The sequence below is a fragment of the Streptomyces sp. TRM49041 genome (genome assembly GCF_008271805.1).
In the GTDB taxonomy this organism is placed as follows: Bacteria; Actinomycetota; Actinomycetes; order Streptomycetales; family Streptomycetaceae; genus Streptomyces.
In genome coordinates, this window is record NZ_VSRY01000086.1 from 1 (window position 1) to 17,504 (window position 17,504).

Annotated in this window: 16 protein-coding genes; 6 read left to right on the forward strand and 10 right to left on the reverse strand. The window is 73.4% G+C overall.

Features of this window, described 5'->3' with window-relative positions; translation table 11 throughout:
- Window positions 1–260 precede the first annotated feature (260 nt).
- Both FVS66_RS06590 and FVS66_RS06595 read left to right on the forward strand, forming a co-directional pair.
- Window positions 261–719, forward strand: a complete 459-nt coding sequence (locus tag FVS66_RS06590; RefSeq protein WP_149180048.1) for a DsbA family protein — start codon at window positions 261–263, stop codon at window positions 717–719.
- Between the two features lie 69 nt (window positions 720–788).
- The gene (locus tag FVS66_RS06595) at window positions 789–1,877 is read left to right on the forward strand and encodes an aminotransferase class V-fold PLP-dependent enzyme (RefSeq protein WP_149180049.1); all 1,089 of its coding nucleotides are present in this window, start codon (window positions 789–791) and stop codon (window positions 1,875–1,877) included.
- Here FVS66_RS06595 and FVS66_RS06600 read toward each other — a convergent pair.
- Window positions 1,784–2,413: a MarR family winged helix-turn-helix transcriptional regulator gene (locus FVS66_RS06600; RefSeq protein WP_149180050.1), complete on the reverse strand. Its 630-nt coding sequence runs from the start codon at window positions 2,411–2,413 to the stop codon at window positions 1,784–1,786. The two genes, FVS66_RS06595 and FVS66_RS06600, sit on opposite strands and share 94 nt — an antisense overlap.
- A 129-nt stretch (window positions 2,414–2,542) precedes the next feature.
- Here FVS66_RS06600 and FVS66_RS06605 point away from each other — a divergent pair, with 129 nt between their 5' ends.
- The gene (locus tag FVS66_RS06605; RefSeq protein ID WP_149180051.1) at window positions 2,543–3,613 is read left to right on the forward strand and encodes an alkene reductase; all 1,071 of its coding nucleotides are present in this window, start codon (window positions 2,543–2,545) and stop codon (window positions 3,611–3,613) included.
- A gap of 148 nt (window positions 3,614–3,761) precedes the next feature.
- Here the strand turns inward: FVS66_RS06605 and thpD are convergent, their stop codons facing one another.
- The 4 genes from thpD to ectA all read right to left on the reverse strand — a co-directional run bounded on the left by thpD (window position 3,762) and on the right by ectA (window position 7,160).
- The gene (gene thpD, locus FVS66_RS06610) at window positions 3,762–4,619 is read right to left on the reverse strand and encodes an ectoine hydroxylase (protein WP_149180052.1); all 858 of its coding nucleotides are present in this window, start codon (window positions 4,617–4,619) and stop codon (window positions 3,762–3,764) included.
- Window positions 4,620–4,621: 2 nt separating this feature from the next.
- Window positions 4,622–5,020, reverse strand: a complete 399-nt coding sequence (locus tag FVS66_RS06615) for an ectoine synthase (protein ID WP_149180053.1) — start codon at window positions 5,018–5,020, stop codon at window positions 4,622–4,624.
- Window positions 5,021–5,213: 193 nt separating this feature from the next.
- The gene (ectB, locus tag FVS66_RS06620; RefSeq protein ID WP_149180054.1) at window positions 5,214–6,482 is read right to left on the reverse strand and encodes a diaminobutyrate--2-oxoglutarate transaminase; all 1,269 of its coding nucleotides are present in this window, start codon (window positions 6,480–6,482) and stop codon (window positions 5,214–5,216) included.
- A gap of 84 nt (window positions 6,483–6,566) precedes the next feature.
- Complete coding sequence (gene ectA / locus FVS66_RS06625) at window positions 6,567–7,160, reverse strand: diaminobutyrate acetyltransferase (RefSeq protein WP_149180055.1); 594 nt, start codon at window positions 7,158–7,160, stop codon at window positions 6,567–6,569.
- Between the two features lie 599 nt (window positions 7,161–7,759).
- Between ectA and FVS66_RS06630 the strand changes: the two genes are divergently transcribed.
- The 3 genes from FVS66_RS06630 to FVS66_RS06640 all read left to right on the forward strand — a co-directional run bounded on the left by FVS66_RS06630 (window position 7,760) and on the right by FVS66_RS06640 (window position 10,979).
- A complete protein-coding gene (locus FVS66_RS06630) occupies window positions 7,760–8,674 on the forward strand; it encodes a LysR family transcriptional regulator (RefSeq protein WP_262386838.1) in 915 nt (304 codons plus the stop codon).
- Window positions 8,675–8,788: 114 nt separating this feature from the next.
- Window positions 8,789–9,886: an amidohydrolase family protein gene (locus FVS66_RS06635; protein WP_149180056.1), complete on the forward strand. Its 1,098-nt coding sequence runs from the start codon at window positions 8,789–8,791 to the stop codon at window positions 9,884–9,886.
- Window positions 9,887–10,100: 214 nt separating this feature from the next.
- Window positions 10,101–10,979: an SCO1860 family LAETG-anchored protein gene (locus FVS66_RS06640; RefSeq protein ID WP_149180057.1), complete on the forward strand. Its 879-nt coding sequence runs from the start codon at window positions 10,101–10,103 to the stop codon at window positions 10,977–10,979.
- Between the two features lie 347 nt (window positions 10,980–11,326).
- Here FVS66_RS06640 and cobC read toward each other — a convergent pair whose 3' ends face one another.
- The 5 genes from cobC to FVS66_RS06660 form a co-directional block, all read right to left on the reverse strand.
- The gene (cobC, locus tag FVS66_RS35745) at window positions 11,327–12,439 is read right to left on the reverse strand and encodes an Rv2231c family pyridoxal phosphate-dependent protein CobC (RefSeq protein ID WP_262386839.1); all 1,113 of its coding nucleotides are present in this window, start codon (window positions 12,437–12,439) and stop codon (window positions 11,327–11,329) included.
- A 225-nt stretch (window positions 12,440–12,664) separates the two neighbouring features.
- The gene (locus FVS66_RS35750; RefSeq protein ID WP_399225000.1) at window positions 12,665–13,327 is read right to left on the reverse strand and encodes a cobalamin biosynthesis protein; all 663 of its coding nucleotides are present in this window, start codon (window positions 13,325–13,327) and stop codon (window positions 12,665–12,667) included.
- A complete protein-coding gene (locus tag FVS66_RS06650; RefSeq protein WP_149180058.1) occupies window positions 13,324–14,769 on the reverse strand; it encodes a cobyrinate a,c-diamide synthase in 1,446 nt (481 codons plus the stop codon). The genes FVS66_RS35750 and FVS66_RS06650 overlap by 4 nt, the downstream gene beginning before the upstream one ends.
- Window positions 14,763–15,371: a cob(I)yrinic acid a,c-diamide adenosyltransferase gene (cobO, locus tag FVS66_RS06655; RefSeq protein WP_149180059.1), complete on the reverse strand. Its 609-nt coding sequence runs from the start codon at window positions 15,369–15,371 to the stop codon at window positions 14,763–14,765. Before cobO ends, FVS66_RS06650 begins: the two co-directional genes overlap by 7 nt.
- The gene (locus FVS66_RS06660) at window positions 15,371–17,455 is read right to left on the reverse strand and encodes a putative cobaltochelatase (RefSeq protein ID WP_149180060.1); all 2,085 of its coding nucleotides are present in this window, start codon (window positions 17,453–17,455) and stop codon (window positions 15,371–15,373) included. Before FVS66_RS06660 ends, cobO begins: the two co-directional genes overlap by 1 nt.
- Window positions 17,456–17,504 lie beyond the last annotated feature (49 nt).

Here is a 17,504-nt window from a genome sequence, read left to right on the forward strand (position 1 = left end):
GTACGCCGCGGCCGGCGCCCCGCGCCGCACCGCGCCGACCCGGGCGCGGGTCGTGCTCCTCGCCCTGGTTCAGCCGTTCGCCCTCGGCCTGTTCCACGCACTCGTATGCGAACGTCTCCGGGGCGTGTTCCGGCCGCGCCGCGGCTGAGCCTCAGCGGCGCCGCCGCGGCCGGGAACGAGCCGGGGGTCTGTGGCGTTGCAGGTCTGTGGTGCGGAGGTGACCTCCGCATCGCACCCCGCGCACCCGCGCAACCCGCGCCGTGCGAGCTGGAGAGGGAACACATGCGCGTCGAGATCTGGAGCGACATCGTCTGGCGGACCGACTGCTTCTGACGGCAGCTGCCCGGCCCCGGGGACTTCCCGCCCTGGCCAACGGTGTTCTACCGCGCCGACTTCGCCGAGGAGCGGTCCGTCCGCGATCCCGAGTGCTCGTCCGGCTCGGCGTCGAGGCCGGGCCTGCGGAGGACGAGGTGCGGGGCGTGCCGGCCGACCCGGACGCGTACGCCGACGACGTGCGCGCAGACGAGGGGGAGGCCGCCGAACTCGGTGCGACCGGCGTGCCGTTCTTCGTGCTCGACCGGCGCTACGGCGTCTCCGGCGGCCGGCCTGCCGAGGTCTTCACGCAGGCGCTGGAGCAGGCGTGGGAAGGCCGGGTCCGCCAGATGGCGGGCGGCTCCGCCGTCGCTGCGTGTGACGCGGACGGAAGCTGCGATACATAAGCGAAGCTTTGGTTTTCCTCCTTAAACCTCTTGATTGACTTGGAGATTGGGGTGTTCCAGGGTGGACCCATGGACACCTTGGGAGGCGCCGAGTTCGCGCCCGCGCAGACCTACCTGAACACCGCCACCTGCGGGCTGCTGCCCCGCCGGACCGTCGAGGCGGTGAAGCTCCTCGCCGAGGAGAACGCCGCGGGAGGTCCGGACGGGGCGGGCAGCTTCGAGGCGGTGGCCGCCGCCCGCGCCGGCTACGCCCGGATCGCCGGGGTGGACCCGGACCGCGTCGCGATCGGCGCCACCGTCTCCGCCCATGTCGCGATCGTCGCCGCGTCCCTGCCCGTCGGCGCCGAAGTCCTCTACCCGGGGGGCGACTTCAGCTCGCTCATCACCCCCTTCGCCGTACGCGGAGACCTGAAGACGCGGTCCGCGCCCCTGGAGGAGCTGGCCGACGCCGTGCGCCCCGGCACCGGCCTCGTCGCCTTCTCGTGCGTTCAGTCCGCCGACGGCCGGTCCGCGGATCTTCCCGCCATCCGCGAGGCCGCCGCCGCCCACGGGGCGCGGACGCTGCTGGACGCCACCCAGTCCGCGGGCTGGCTGCCGCTGGACGCCGGGGCGTGCGACTACACCGTGGCAGGCGGCTACAAGTTCCTGCTCTGCCCGCGCGGCACGTCCTTCCTCACCGTCACCGAGGAGGCGCAGGAGTCGCTGGTCCCGGTCCACGGCGGCTGGTTCGCGGGCGACGACCGGTACGGGAGCTGCTACGGGCCCGTCGAGCGGTTCGCCGCCTCCGCGCGCCGCTTCGACGAGGCCCCGGCCTTCCTCGCGTACCACGGCGCCGAGCGGTCACTGGCGCTGCTCCGCGAGATCGGAATCGAGGCCGTGCACCCGCATGTGACCGGGCTCGCCGCGCGTTTCCGGGACGGCGTCCGCGCGCTGGGGTACGAGCCTGTGCCCGGCGTGTCCGCGACCGTCGCCGTTCCCGGGCTCGGGCACCGGCAGCCCGAACTCGCCCGCGCCGGAGTGCTCGTCTCCGACCGCGCCGGGAATCTGCGGGTGTCCTTCCACCTCTACAACTCGGCCGCGGACGTCGACCGCGCGCTGGACGTGCTCTCCGGGCTGTCCGCCGCCCCCGCGGCCGCCGCCGCCCCCGCCGGGGGCTGAGGGAGGCACTCCGTCGCCTCCGCCGGGCAGTCCTGGGCGAGCCCGCACAGGCTGCTCTCCACCTTGCCCAGCAGCCGGGCCAGCTCGGTCCGCTCGTCCGGGCCGAGCCCGGCCAGGGTGTGCTCCTCCAGGTCCGCCCAGGCGGACGCCACCGCGTTGAGCAGGTCGCAGCTGGTGGCAGTGGCCTCCACGAGAACCGCGCGGCGGTCGGCCGGATCGGGGGAGCGGTGGACGTACCCGCCGTGCTCCAGCCGCTGGAGCATCTTGGTCACCGTCGACGGGTCCAGCTCGAGCGCCTTGATCAACTCCGACTGGCGTGCCGGGCCGTGGTCCCACAGGTACATCATCACGAACTCCTGGCCCGGGTAGAGCCCGGCCGCCTTCAGGAACCTGCCCGCCGCGATCCGGTGCAGCCGCGCGACCCGCGACAGCGCCAGGCTGACCGGTGCGCCGCGCGCCGCCGAGGGCAGCGCGTCGGAGCAGTCGGGCGCCGCGACTGCCTGGTGGCGGTCGGTGGCCAGGCGGTCGGCGGACATCGGGGCTCCTCGGGTCGGATGCCTCCAGTCTATCCGTCCCGGGCTTCTTCCTTGGTCGGCCAAGGAATGCTGCTACGCTGATCCCGGTTCCTTTACTTGGCCGACCACATATCTTTCTGGAGGTCCTCCATGACCACCGCCTTCGACCCGATCGACGTCGCCGGCACCGCCCTGCCGAACCGCGTCGCCATGGCCCCCATGACCCGCAACCGGGCCCCCGGCCGCGTACCGACGGAACTCACCGCCGAGTACTACGCGCAGCGCGCCTCCGCCGGACTGATCATCACCGAAGGCATCCAGCCCACCCCCGGCGGTCAGGGTTATCCGAACACCCCGGGCCTGCACAGCGACGAGCAGATCGCCGCCTGGCGCACGGTCACGGACGCCGTCCACGCCAAGGGCGGCCGGATCTTCGCCCAGCTCATGCACGCCGGCCGCATCAGCCACCCCTCGCTGCTCGCCGACCACCCCGGTGACCTCCACCCGGTCGGTCCCTCCGCCGTCGCCCCGCGGGGTCAGGTCTTCACGGCCGAGGGACCCCAGGACTTCGTCGCCCCGCGCGAGCTGTCCGACGCCGAGGTGCGCCAGGCCGTCGAGGACTTCGCGACCGCCGCGCGCAACGCCGTCGCCGCCGGGTTCGACGGCGTCGAACTGCACGGCGCCAACGGCTACCTCATCCACCAGTTCCTCGCCCCGGGCTCCAACCGGCGCACCGACGCGTGGGGCGGTTCCGTCGAGGGCCGGATCCGCTTCGCCGTCGAGACCGTCAAGGCCGTCGTCGCCGCGATCGGGCCCGAGCGGACCGGGCTGCGCATCTCGCCCGGCAACCCGTTCAACGACATCGACGAGCCCGAGCCGCTCCCCGCGTACACGGCGCTCGTCGCGGAGCTGGAGCCGCTCGGCCTCGCCTATCTGCACGTCCTGGAGGTCTCCCCGGAGATCCGTGACATCACGGTGCAGCTGCGCAAGCAGTTCTCCGGCACCTTCGTGCTCAACCCGGCCACCGAGGGCCCGACCGGCCAGGGAGCCCTCACTCTGATCGAGGACGGCACCGCCGACCTCGTCGCCTTCGGCGTGCTCTTCATCGCCAATCCGGACCTGCCGGCCCGCCTCGCCGCGGGCGGCCCGTACAACACCCCGGACCCGGCCACCTTCTACGGCGGCGACCACCGCGGGTACACGGACTACCCGACGCTCTGACCGCGGGGTGCAGCGACACCCGGAGCCTTGGACACCGGGGCGACCGCGACACAAGGCCACCGGGCGCCGGGGCACGAAGAGGGCCCGCCACCGCACTCGGCGGTGGCGGGCCCTCGGTGCCTACCTCGGCGGAGCCGTAAGGCTCACGTCATCGCACCGGGGTGAAGTCCCGGGCTCCGATGAACTCCGGTCGCCGGACCGGCGCCGCGAAGGGCTCCACCGCCGTGTTCTCCACGCTGTTGAACACGATGAAGACGTTGCTCCGCGGGTACGGCGTGATGTTGTCGCCCGAGCCGTGCATCGCGTTGCAGTCGAACCATGTCGCCGACCCGGCCCGGCCCGTGAACAGCCGGATGCCGTGCGCGTCCGCCATCCGCGTCAGCGCCTCGTCCGACGGGGTGCCGGCGTCCTGCATCTGCAGCGACTTCTTGTAGTTGTCCTTCGGCGTCTCACCGGCGCAGCCCAGGAACGTACGGTGCGACCCCGGCATGATCATCAGGCCGCCGTTGGTGTCGTGGTTCCGGGTCAGCGCGATCGAGACCGACACGGTTCGCATCCGCGGTAGACCGTCCTCGGCGTGCCAGGTCTCGAAGTCCGAGTGCCAGTAGAACCCGGACGCGCCGAAGCCGGGCTTCACGTTGATCCGCGACTGATGGACGTACACGTCCGAGCCGAGGATCTTCCGCGCCATGCCCACGACCCGCTCGTCGCGCACCAGCTTCGAGAAGACGTCGCTGATCTGGTGCACCTCGAACACCGACCGCACCGACTGCGACTTCGGCTCGATGATCGACCGCTCGTCCGCCCGTACGGCCGGGTCGGCGATCAGCCGGTCCAGCTCCGCCTTGTAGACGGCGACCTCTCCGTCGCTCAGCAGGTCCTCGATCGCGAGGAAGCCGTCCCGCTCGAACGACTCCAGGTCCGCGTCGAGCGGCCCCCAGACCACCGGGTCACGGCGGGGCGTCGCCACTTCGGTCTTGCCACGCGTGGGGTACAGGTCCTCCATACTCAGTCCTCCTCCGTCAGCAGGGGGTACACACCGTTCTCGTCGTGGTCCTCGCGCCCCGTCACCGGCGGGTTGAAGACGCACACGACACGGAAGTCGGTCTTGGGGCGCAGCGTGTGCTTCTCATGGCCGTCGAGCAGGTACATCGTGCCCGGCCGGATCCAGTGGACCTCGCCCGTCTCGTCGTTGGTCAGCTCGGCCTCGCCCTCGACGCACAGCACCGCCTCGATGTGGTTCGCGTACCACATGGACGTCTCCGTGCCCGCGTACAGCACGGTCTCGTGCAGCGAGAAGCCGACCTTCTCGCGGGCGAGCACGATGCGCTTGCTCTCCCAGGTGCCGGACGCCGATTTGACGTGACGCTCGGTGTTCTCGATGTCCTGCAACGATCGGACGATCAAGGCAACTGACCTTTCGTTTCGTGATGGGTGGTGTGTACGGGCCCAGGTCGTGTCGGGCGGGGCCGTACGCGCCGGACGCCGCTCACCGGCAGGAACAAGGGCACCCGGCTCGGATGCCGGCATGATCCGCCGGACACTCCCTGGTGGCCCACGGGCTGTGCGCCCGTGGGCCACGGGCCTGCGCCGCTAGGGCTCAGGCCGTCTCGCGGACCGCGCGGGCCAGAGTGCGCAGCCCCTCGTCCAGCTCCTCCGGCGTGACCGTCAGCGGCGGCAGCAGCTTCACGACCTCGCTCTCCGGGCCGGACGTCTCCAGCAGCAGCCCCAGCTCGAACGCGCGCCGGCAGATCCGGGTCGCCCGCTCCTTGTCGGCGAACTCAAGGCCCCAGACGAGACCGCGGCCCCGGTAGTGGGCGCCGTACGCGGAGTTCTCGTCGCAGATCGTCAGCAGTGCCTGCTCGACCTGCTCGCCCCGGGCGAGGGTCTGCTTCTCCATGCCGCCGTCGGCCCAGTACGTGCCGAGCGCGGCCGTCGCGGTGACGAAGGCCGGGTTGTTGCCGCGGAACGTGCCGTTGTGCTCGCCCGGACCCCACACGTCCAGCTCCGGCTTGAACAGGCAGAGCGACATGGGAAGTCCGTAGCCGCTGATCGACTTCGACAGGGTGACGATGTCCGGGGTGATGCCGGCCTCCTCGAAGGAGAAGAAGGCACCGGTACGGCCGCAGCCCATCTGGATGTCGTCGACGATCAGCAGCATGTCGCGGCGGTGGCACAGGTCCGCGAGCGCGCGCAGCCACTCGGGGCGCGCCACGTTGATGCCGCCCTCTCCCTGCACCGTCTCGACGATGACGGCGGCGGGGTGGTTGAGGCCGGAGCCGCTGTCCTCCAGGAGCCGCTCGAACCAGAGGAAGTCCGGGACGCGGCCGTCGAGGTAGTTGTCGAACGGCATCGGTGTGCCGTGGACGAGCGGGACACCGGCGCCGGCGCGCTTGAAGGCGTTGCCGGTGACGGCGAGGGAGCCGAGGGACATCCCGTGGAAGGCATTGGTGAACGACACGATCGACTCGCGGCCCTTCACCTTCCGGGCCAGCTTCAGCGCCGCCTCCACCGCGTTGGTGCCGGTCGGGCCGGGGAACATCACCTTGTACGGCAGGTCACGCGGCCGCAGCAGCACGTTCTGGAAGGTCTCCAGGAAGGCGCGTTTGGCGGTCGTCGCCATGTCCAGGCCGTGGGTGATGCCGTCGCGCTCCAGATAGTCGATGAGCGCGCGCTTCAGTACGGGGTTGTTGTGGCCGTAGTTGAGGGATCCGGCCCCGGCGAAGAAGTCGAGGTACGTGTGGCCGTCCTCGTCGGTGAGGCGGGCGCCCTGCGCACGGTCGAACACGGCGGGCCAGCCGCGGCAGTAGCTGCGCACCTCCGACTCCAGGGTCTCGAAGACGCTCAGGGCGGGCGGGGTGATGGTCACAGCGGGTCACTCCAGGAGTGGGGTGGGAGAAGAAGAGAGAAGAACGGGGTTCAGGTGGTACGGAGCAGGGGGTACGGCTGGTGGTCAGCCCGCCGTACCGTCACCGTCTCCGGCGCCGACGTGGGCGCGGGGACCGATGGGCTGGATGCGGTAGAGCACCTCCGGCTGGTGGGTGCCCTCCGGGAACAGCCCTCCGTCGAAGAGGACCTCCCGGTCCAGGGACGCGCCCCGGCGCTCTGCGAACGAGGTGAAGAGCCGGTCGGATGCGGTGTTGTCCGGGGTGACCGTCGTCTCGACGGTGTGGACGCCCTGGCCCGCCAGGCGTGTGGTCAGCGCGTCCAGCAGCGTCGCGGCGAGTCCGCGGCCCCGGTGGCCGTGGTCGACGGCGATCTGCCAGACGACCAGGGTCCCCGGCCGCTCCGGCCGGATGTAGCCCGTGACGAACGCGACCGGCTCTCCGCCCGCGCCGCGCGCGACGAGCGAGGTGGCCGCGAAGTCGCGGCACCAGAGGAGGTAGCTGTACGAAGAGTTCAGGTCCAGCACCTCGGAGTCGCGGGCGATGCGCCAGATCGCGGCTCCGTCCTCCACCTGGGGGGTGTCGATGACGACGGCGGGTGGGGGAGTGTCCGGAGTGAATTCGTTTCGGGCACGTGCAAGGTCTGCTTGTGCGGCGGTCATGCGAATTGAACTTACCGAGCAATTTCTCGGATTGCATGGTCGGAAGGTATTGGGTGAACAGTGGTCTTGTGTTATCGCGCGTGCGCGGGACGCGGGTGAAAGGGGAGCCGAACGCGGTGGTTTGCCCGTATATTTCCGGTCAAATCGGTCCTGGTGTGGGGTCTGTCACACTGTCGTAACGTACTTGACATGTAATCGGATTGCGTGCCGAATCGTGTTGGAATCTTTGCGTTTAAGATCCCGGAAACGGGGCAGAAGAAAATGGGCAGCTGCCCACTTGAAAGCGCCGGGAATGCGCCACGGGAATGCCGGTGAATGTACCGGGGAATGGCACATTAGCGCGAGGGGGGCGCGTGTGCCGACACCTCTCCTGCCCCCCGTGTCCCGCGCCTCATGTCCTGTGCCCCGTGTCCCCGCACCGGCTCCCGCCGGCCCCGCGCGGGCCCACCGTGGCTCCTGCCTCCCCGCGTCCGGTTTTCCACCCCCGGAGCGCGTCGTGTTCGCGATTCGCCGCCCGCCGCCCGTACATATGGGAAAGAGGCCGTCCCCGGCAGCTGGTTGACCGGACCGGACGGACAGCAGCGATCAGTGAGGGGCGGGTGGACGCGGCTGTGGAACTGCGTCAACTGGAGTACTTCGTCGCCGTCGCCGAGGAACTCGGCCTCGGACGCGCAGCCGAGCGGCTGAACGCCGGCCGCGACGCCGTGGGCCGTCAGATCGACGGGCTCGAACGGGAATTGGGCCTCCGGCTCTTCGACCGGACCGCGCCCCCGCACGTACGGCTCACCGCCGCCGGTGAACGGCTGCTGCCCGAGGCGCGGGCGGCGCTGGCGGCGGCGGGGCGGGTGCGGGAGACGGCCTCCGGGATCGTCGGCGGGACCGAGGGGCTGGTGCGCCTCGGTACGAGCCGGGCCTTCGCGGACCGCGTGTACCGGGCCCTCGGGGCCCTGGCCGAACGCCGCCCACGGCTCCGGGTGCGCCTTGAGCGGGCCCCGCAGGACGCGCGGCTCGCGGCGGTGCGCTCCGGGACGTTCGACGCGGCGCTCGTACGGACCGTGCGGCGGGCCGACGGGATGGTGCTGCACCCGGTGTGGACCGACCCGCTGATCGTCGCCCTGCCGGCGGGGCACCCGCTCGCCGCGCATCCCGAGCCGCGTGCGGAGCAACTGGCAGGACTGCCGCTGCGGCTCGCCCCGCGCGAGGCCAATCCGGCGTTCCACGACCTGGTCACCGCGGCGGTGCCCGGCTGGACACCCGGGCCGCCCTTCACCACCCTCCAGGACACCCTGGCCGACCTGGCGGCCGCGCCGGAGCCGTCCTGGACGGTGTTCTACCCGGTGGGGGCGCTGCCCCAGACACCCCGCATCACCTTCCGCACGCTCCCCGCGCACAGGGTGCCCATCTCGCTGGCAGTCCCCCCAGGCCCGCTCCCGCCCCCGGTCCAGGCTCTCCTGGAGGCCCTGACCGCCACCCCCCTCCCGTCCCCACGCCAGGCATCGGCACAGTCCCGCTGACAGCCCCCGGCGGCGCCCTCCTGTGCCGCCGGAGGTCATCGGGCCAGGGGCGGCCTCGGGCCGCGGGGGCGGGCCCCTGCCTCAAGGGGCGGTCCTCCTCGTACAGTGCAGGGCATGAGCGATCGTGTGGTGCTGCACATCAAGGGGCGGGTGCTCGTCGGGCCGGAGGACGTGCGGGACGAGCTGTGGGTCGTCGACGGCCGGGTCAGCCACACCCGGCCTACCGGGCCCCTCGCGGGCGACATACGGACGGTCACCGGCTGGGCACTCCCCGGCCTGGTGGACGCGCACTGCCACGTCGGCCTCGACGCGCACGGCGCCGTCGACGCGGCGACCAGCGAGAAGCAGGCCCTCACCGACCGCGAGGCGGGCACGCTCCTGATCCGGGACGCAGGTTCCGCCGCCGACACCCGGTGGATCGACGACCGCGACGATCTCCCGAAGATCATCCGCGCGGGCCGCCACATCGCCCGCACCCGTCGCTACATCCGGAACTACGCCCACGAGATCGAGCCCGCCGACCTCGTGGCGTACGTCGGCCACGAGGCCCGCCGCGGCGACGGGTGGGTGAAGCTCGTGGGCGACTGGATCGACCGCGACGCGGGCGACCTCACCGCCTGCTGGCCCCGCGCCGAGGTCGAGGCGGCCATCGCCGAGGCGCACCGGCTCGGCGCCCGCGTCACCGCCCACTGCTTCGCCGAGGACTCCCTCCGCGACCTGGTCGAGGCGGGCATCGACTGCGTCGAGCACGCCACGGGCCTCACCGAGGACACCATCCCGCTGTTCGCCGAGCGCGGCGTCGCGATCGTCCCGACGCTGGTCAACATCGCCACCTTCCCGCGCCTCGCCGACGGCGGAGAGTCGAAGTTCCCGCGCTGGGCCGACCACATGCGCAGGCTGCACGAGCGCCGCTACGACACGGTCCGCGCCGCGTACGACGCGGGCATCCCGGTCTTCGTCGGCACCGACGCGGGCGGCTCGCTCGCGCACGGCCTGGTGGCCGCCGAGGTCGCCGAGCTGGTGAAGGCGGGCATCCCGCCCGTGGCGGCCCTGTCGGCCACCACCTGGGGCGCCCGCACCTGGCTGGGCCGGCCCGCGCTGGAGGAGGGCGCCCCGGCGGACCTGGTCGTCTACGACGGGGACCCGCGCGCGGACGTCCGCGTCCTGGCGGCGCCCCGCCGGGTGATCCTCAACGGGCAGGTCATCGAGTGACCGGCGTCGTCCTCGCCCGGAAGCGCATTCCACGGAGCCGTCCATGAAATTCGAATGGAGGACCGGAAACCCCCCTTTGGGGTGAACTCGCCTCAGGAGCCCGCCGGTTCAGTCTTCCTGCGACCAGGATTCCGGTGTCCCGAGTCGCCGCCGCACACATGTCCCTGTGGGCGGATGTCCGGCGACTCATGCCTTCTGTGGGGGTTCCACCACCTTGAACAGCAACACCTTCCGGTTCCGCCTGTCCGCCGTCTCCGCGGCCGTCGCCGCGCTCGCCGCCGGGGCACCGGCCGCCCACGCCACGACCGGTGACGAGGGGCGTGCGAGCGCCGCGGTGCTGAGAACCGGGCTCGACGTCTCGCTTCTCGACGGCGGCGTACGGGTACCGCTGAAAGCCGTACTCAACGAGGTCCACGCCCCGGCGGCGGCCGAGAAGACCGCGCTCACCGTCGAATTGGACGGCGTCGACCAGGGCAGGCCGGTGACCGTGCTGCGCGCCGATGCGGCCACGGCCGAGGCCACGGCGGACGCCCGGCGCGCCGAGGCGCGGGTGAAGCTCGCCCGGGCGAAGGTCCATGTGCCCGGCCTGCCCCTGCTGTCGCTGATCCAGGTCGAGCAGGTCACCGCGGAGGCGGTATGCGAGGCAGGCGGGGCGCGGCCGGTCGCCGAATCGAATCTGCTGGGGCCGGTCACGGTGCTCGGCAAGCGAGTCACGGTGAAACCCGGTGGCCGGAGCGGCGTACGGGTGCCGGGCGTCGGCGAGGTCACGCTGGACCTGTCCAGGCGGACCACCACGACGACGACGGCCGCCGCCACGGCCCTGGAGCTGAAGGTCGCCGTCAACCCGCTCGCCCTGAACGTCGCGGACGTCCAGGGCACCGTCACCCTGGCCGAGGCGAACTGCACGGCGCCCAAGTCCGAACAGCCCGCCGCGACGGGCCTGAAGGCCCAGTCGGGCGGCGCTACCCCGCCGAAGGAGGCCCTCGCCGAAACCGGCACCGACTCACGCACCCCGTACGTCGCGGCCGGCGCCACAGCACTCCTCGCGGCGGGCGCCGCGTCCTTGCTGCTCGCCCGCCGCAAGCGCACCTGACGAGCCCCACGGACCGGGCCGCCCCGGCCGGTGCCCGGGGGCAGGCTGCTCCCCGCCCGGGTGCGCGACGCTCCGGCCGAGCCGCCGGTCACCGCGGGGCGCTGCATCCCGGTCCGTTCGTGCCCGCCCTTCCCCCACCGCCGTGCGGAACGGCTGCCCGCAGACGGACCGGTGCGGCGCGCCGCCCTCGCGCCGGCCGGGCCTGCCGCGCCGGCCGGGGTCGGCCGGCGCGGCGCCGCCGGCCCTGCGGGCCTTCCCGGCCGTGGGCGGCCGCCGCACCGGTGGGTGGGGCGTGGGGCGGCTCCGCGCGCCGCACAGGATCAGCGCGGCGCGCGGAGCCGCAGCGCTCAGTCCTCGCACCCCTCACTCGCGCACCCCGCCATGACCAGCGCCTGGTCCAGAGCCTGGAGGAAGCGGTTCGTCGTGGCCCGGTCGCGGACCGCGAGCCGCAGCCACTGCGGCCCGAGCCCGGGGAACGTGTCGCCGCGCCGCGCCGCGAAGCCCAGGTCACGGAGCCGTTCCCGTACGACGTCCGCGCCTTCGACACGGAGCAGGACGAACGGCCCTTCCGCCGCCTCCACCGCCCGCACCTCGTCGAACTCCGCGAGGCCCGCCAGCAGATGGGCCCGCTCCACCGCCACCCGCCGCGCCGCGTCCTCCGCCTCGGCCAGCGCCTCCCGGGACATGCACGCCTCGGCCGCCACCAGCGCCGGGGTCGACACGGGCCACAGCGGCTGGACCCGCTCGAGCGCTGCCACCGTGTCCGGCGCGGCCAGCACATAGCCGATCCGCAGCCCCGCGAGCCCCCACGTCTTCGTGAGGCTCCGCAGCACCACCAGACCCGGCACGTCCGTCCGCCCGGCCAACGCCTCCCGCTCACCCGGCACGGCGTCCATGAACGCCTCGTCGACCACCAGGGTCCGCCCCGGCCGGGCCAGCGCCGCGATCGTCCCCGCCGGGTGCAGCACCGATGTCGGGTTCGTCGGGTTGCCGATCACCACCAGGTCCGCGTCCTCCGGGACCAGCGCCGGGTCCAGCCGGAAGCCGTCCGCCTCGCGCAGCACGACCCGCCGCACCCGGTGCCCCGCGTCCCGCAGGGCCGCCTCCGGCTCGGTGAACTGCGGGTGCACGACGACCGGCCGCCGTACCGGCAGAGCCCGCGCCAGCAGTACGAACGCCTCGGCCGCGCCCGCCGTCAGCAGCACCCGGCGGGCGGGCAGCCCGTGCCGCTCGGCGACCGCCGCCCGCGCCGCCCGCCCGTCGGGGTAGGCGGCCAGCCCGGACAGTGAGTCCATGAGGCGCTCACGCAGCCACCGGGGTGGGGTGTTCGTACGGACGTTGACCGCGAGATCGGTCAGTTTCTCGTCCCGGACCTCGGCGTCACCGTGGTGCCGCAGGTCGTACGCGTCCGCGTCGCGCGGGCCGGGGAAATGTCTGTCGCTGTCTGTGTGGGTATACATGGCCGCCAGCTGGGGTGGGAGACAGTGGGGGGTGTTGACGGCGGGCCGACAGCGTCGGCGGCCCGCCGTGAGCGTTCCATGTCCGGACGGGGAATCCGGCTTCGATCCGGCGATCCGGCGATCCGGCGATCCGGGATCCTCCGATCCGGGGACCCTGGACCCTGGACCTCGGATCTGTCGATCGGGGTCCGGGGTTGGGGGATCTGAGATCAGGACATCTGGGGATCAGCGGTGCGGACGCCGCGCCCGTAACTCGAACGCCGCGTCCCCACGGGTGTACCCCGGCCCCCCGGCGGGCAACCGCCGGGGCCCGTGCGCCACGGCCACCGCGCACGTCACGCGCGCGGCCGCCCCGGCCCCCGACTTCCGCTTCGGCACGAGCAGTCGGACCTTGCCCGCGACCCCGGCACCGCCCTCGACGAGCCGGACGGCCTCCGCGTGCCCGTCCAGGTCCGCGGGCTCGGAATCCTCCGCGAGCGCGTCGCCCTCCGCCCGCGCGGCGGCCCCCGCGAGCCCGGTCCCGACCGCCGGCTCAGCCCGTTCCGCGAGCCCGGCGCGTTCCTCCGGCCCCGCCGCCTCCAGCAGTGCCGCCTCCAGCAGTGCCGCCGCCTCGGCCACCGACGGCGTCCCGGTGGCCCTCAGGGCCGCGTCCGACGGGTGCGGTACGGCGACCCGGGCCAAGTCCCGTGCCGGGTGCGCCCGCAGCGGTACGCCGAGCCGGGCCGCGGCTGCGAGGAGGCCCGGCTCTGCTGCCTTGGTGTCGACGGTCGCCAGCGCCGCGACCTCGTCGAGGCGCAGCCCGGCCGCCGCCAGTACGGCCTCCACCAGTCCGCACACCTCGTCGGCGGTCACCCCGCGCCGGGCGCCGACGCCCACCACCAGGGTCATGGCCGGCAGTGCTGTACGAACCGCCGCGCCGTCTCCGGCACCGCGGCCCAGTGAGTGTGTACGTAACTGGCGTGCACGCCGCCCTGGACGAAGCCCTCCACGCGCCGGTCCGGCTGCCGCAGCCCCCACGCGGGCGTGGCGCCCGCGCCGGGCTCCAGGACCGTGCGGTGGAACTCGTGGCCCCGCAGCCGCGTCCCGGCCGCCGCCACCGGGCTGTCGCTCACCGCGACCGCGTCCCGGTACCCGAGCGTCAGCCGCTCCGACATACGCGCGTCGGCGTCCAGCACGCCGCACATCGGCTTCCCGTCCAGCGACCGCGCCAGGTACAGCAGGCCGGCGCACTCCGCCGCCACCGGCGCCCCCGACCGCGCCAGCTCCGCCACCGCGTCCCGCAGTGCCTCGTTCGCGGACAACTCGGGCGCGTACACCTCGGGGAACCCGCCCCCGATCACCAGCCCTCGCGTCCCGTCCGGCAGCTTCTCGTCCCGCAACGGGTCGAACGCCACCACCTCGGCCCCCGCCGCCGTCAGCAACTCCGCGTGCTCGGCGTACGAGAACGTGAACGCGGCCCCGCCGGCGACGGCGACCACGGGCCGCTCGCCGCCGGCCGTCCGGGCGAGGGCGTCCCCGGCGGTGACGGTGGGCCCGGGACGAGCCGGGTCGAGGCCCTCGGGCAGCGCGGGGACGACCGGCCCGGCCCCGGCGGACAGCCGCAACGCGGCCTCCGCGTCCCACGCCTCCACGTCCAGCCCCGGCGCCGACCGCGCCAGCGCCAGCAGCTCCTCCAGGTCACACCCCGCCCGTACCTGCTCCGCCTGCGCCCGCACCGCGTCCACCGCCTGCGCCTGCCGCTCGGCCACCGGCACGAGCCCCAGGTGCCGCGACGGAGTCGCCACGGCCGGCGCGCGGCGCAGGACGCCCAGCACCGGCACACCGGACTCGCCGAGCGCCTCCCGCAACAGGTGCTCGTGGCGGTCGGTGGCGACCTTGTTGAGGATCACCCCGCCGATCCGCACCTCCGGGTCCCACGACGCGAACCCGTGCACCAGCGCCGCGACCGACCGCGACTGCGACGAGGCGTCCACGACCAGCACCACCGGCGCCTTCAGCAACTTCGCCACCTGCGCCGTCGACGCCAGCTCGCCCTGGTCGGCGGCGCCGTCGTACAGACCCATCACGCCCTCGACGACGGCCAGGTCGCAGCCGCGTGCCCCGTGCGCGAAGAGCGGCGCGACCAGCCCCGTACCGCACATGAAGGCATCGAGGTTCCGGCCCGGGCGGCCGGTCGCCAGGGCGTGGTAGCCCGGGTCGATGTAGTCCGGGCCGACCTTGTGCGGCGACACCGCGAGACCCCGGTCGGCGAACGCGGCCATCAGCCCTGTCGCGACCGTGGTCTTGCCCGCGCCCGACGACGGCGCGGCGATGACGAGACGTGCTACCACTCGATACCCCGCTGGCCCTTCTGACCGGCGTCCATCGGGTGCTTGACCTTGGACATGTCGGTGACGAGGTCGGCGAAGTCCAGCAGCTCCCGCGGAGCGTTGCGGCCGGTGATGACGACGTGCTGCTGCCCCGGGCGGTCGCGCAGCACCTCGATCACCTCGGCAGTGTCCACCCACCCCCAGTGCAGCGGGTACGCGAACTCGTCGAGGACGTAGAACCGGTACTTCTCCTCGGCCAGGTCGCGCTTGACCTGCTCCCAGCCCTCGCGGGCCTTCTCCTCGTTGGACTGTTCGCCGTCCTTGGGGTCACGCTGGATCCACGACCAGCCCTCGCCCATCTTGTGCCAGTCGACGGTACCGCCCTTGCCGGTCTCGCCGAGGGCCTTCAGCGCGTTCTCCTCGCCGACCTTCCACTTCGCGGACTTGACGAACTGGAACACTCCGACGGGCCACCCCTGGTTCCAGGCGCGCAGCGCCATCCCGAACGCGGCCGTCGACTTGCCCTTGCCGATGCCCGTGTGGACCATCACCAGCGGGCGGTTGCGGCGCTGGCGCGTGGTGAGCCCGTCCTGCGGTACGACGGTCGGCTGTCCCTGCGGCACTATGCGGCCCTCCTCGTAGTACGAACATCCTTGACCAGACCTGCGATGGCGTCCGCGCGCAGCTCGTCCAGCGTGACGGCCGTACCACCGAGGTCACGGGCCAGCTCGCCGGCCAGCCCCAGCCGTACCGGGCCCGTCTCGCAGTCCACGACGACCGACGCCGTGCCCTCGGCCGCGTGCAGCCGGGCGGCCCGCGCGGCCGTCCTGAGCGGCTCCGGCCCGCCCGTCGCCCGGCCGTCCGTGACGACGACCAGCAGCGGCCGCCGCGCCGGATCGCGGAGCCGCTCCACGCGCAACACGTCGTGTGCCTTCAACAGGCCCGCCGACAGGGGCGTACGGCCCCCGGTCGGCAGCTGCTCCAGGCGCGCCGCGGCGGCGTCGACGGACGACGTGGGCGGCAGCACCAGCTCGGCGCCCCGGCCCCGGAACGTCACCAGGCCCACCTTGTCCCGCCGCTGGTACGCGTCCAGGAGCAGCGACAGTACGGCGCCCTTGACCGCGCCCATGCGCTTCCGGGCCGCCATCGAACCGGACGCGTCCACCACGAACAGCACCAGATTGCCCTCGCGCCCCTCCCGCACCGCCTGGCGCAGGTCGTCACGGCGTACGACGAGCCCGGGGCCGGACCGGCCGCGCACCCGCTGGTGCGGTGCCGCGGCCTGGACGGTCGCCGCCAGGTGCAGCTTCGTCAGAGCGCCCCGGGGGCGGTGCGCCCCGGCGGTCCGGCCGTGTTCGGTACGCGCCCGGGAGCGGCGCCCGGCGGCGCCGTCGCCCAGACCGGGGACGGTCAGCGCCTTCGTACGGAACGGCTCGGCGGCCTTGACGGGCGCCTGCTCGGGCGCGGGACCAGCGCCGGGGGAGGGGGCCGCCTCGGGCTGCTCCGCGGCCGGCTCCGTACCGGCTCCCTGGTCGGTCCCCTGGTCGGGCCCATGGTCGGTTTCCGCGTCGGACCCCTGGCCGGTTTCCGCGTCGGGCCCCTGAGACTGCGGCGGAACCCCGCCTCCACCACCGCCACCACCGGGGCCGGGCCCGTCGTCAGGGCCCTGAGGGTCCGGCTCGGGCTCGTCGTCCCCGCCGAACTCCTCCAGCGTCTCGTCCAGTTTGTCCTGGTCCAGTCCCGGCGCGTCGAACGGATTCCGCCTGCGCCGGTGCGGCAGCGCCAGCAGCGCCGCCTGCCGTACGTCGTCGACGGTGACGTCCGTACGCCCCGCCCACGCGGCCAGCGCCGTCGCCGTACGCGCCATCACGATGTCCGCGCGCATGCCGTCCACCTCGAACGCCGCGCAGGTGGCGGCGATCTGACGCAGCGCGTCGTCCCCCAGCCGTACCTGCGGCAGCAGTCCCCGCGCGGCCACGATGCGCTCCCGCAGCGCGGCCTCCTCCTCCGCCCAGCGCGCCGCGAAGCCGGCCGGGTCGTCGTCGAACGCCAGGCGCCGCCGCACCACCTCGACCCGCTGCTCGGGGTCCCGCGACGCGGCCACCTCCACGGTGAGCCCGAACCGGTCGAGGAGCTGCGGCCGTAGCTCGCCCTCCTCCGGGTTCATCGTCCCGACCAGCAGGAACCGCGCGGCATGCCGTACGGAGACACCCTCACGCTCGACATGGGAGGCGCCCATCGCGGCGGCGTCCAACAAGTGGTCGACGAGGTGGTCGTGCAACAGATTGACCTCGTCGACATACAGGATGCCCCGGTGGGCCTGGGCGAGCAGGCCGGGTTCGAAGGCCTTCACGCCCTCGGACAGCGCCCTCTCGATGTCCAGCGCCCCGACGAGCCGGTCCTCGGAGGCGCCGACGGGCAGTTCGACCAACCGCGTCGGGCGCGAGACGCCCGCCCCGGGCTCGTGCGGACCGTCCGGGCACCCCGGGTCCGGAGCCTCCGGCGCGCACGAGAAGCGGCAGCCCGGGAGGACGTCCATGGCGGGCAACAGGGCCGTCAGGCCCCGCACGATCGTGGACTTCGCGGTGCCTTTCTCACCTCGGACCAGCACACCGCCGATGCCCGGTGCGACGGCGTTGAGCAGCAGGCTCAGCCGCATGTCGTCCATTCCGACGACGGCGGTGAACGGGTAGGAAACCGAGGCCATTGGCCGATACCCCTTTCGAGGGAACTGCTGCGATCGGAAGTGTCTGTGC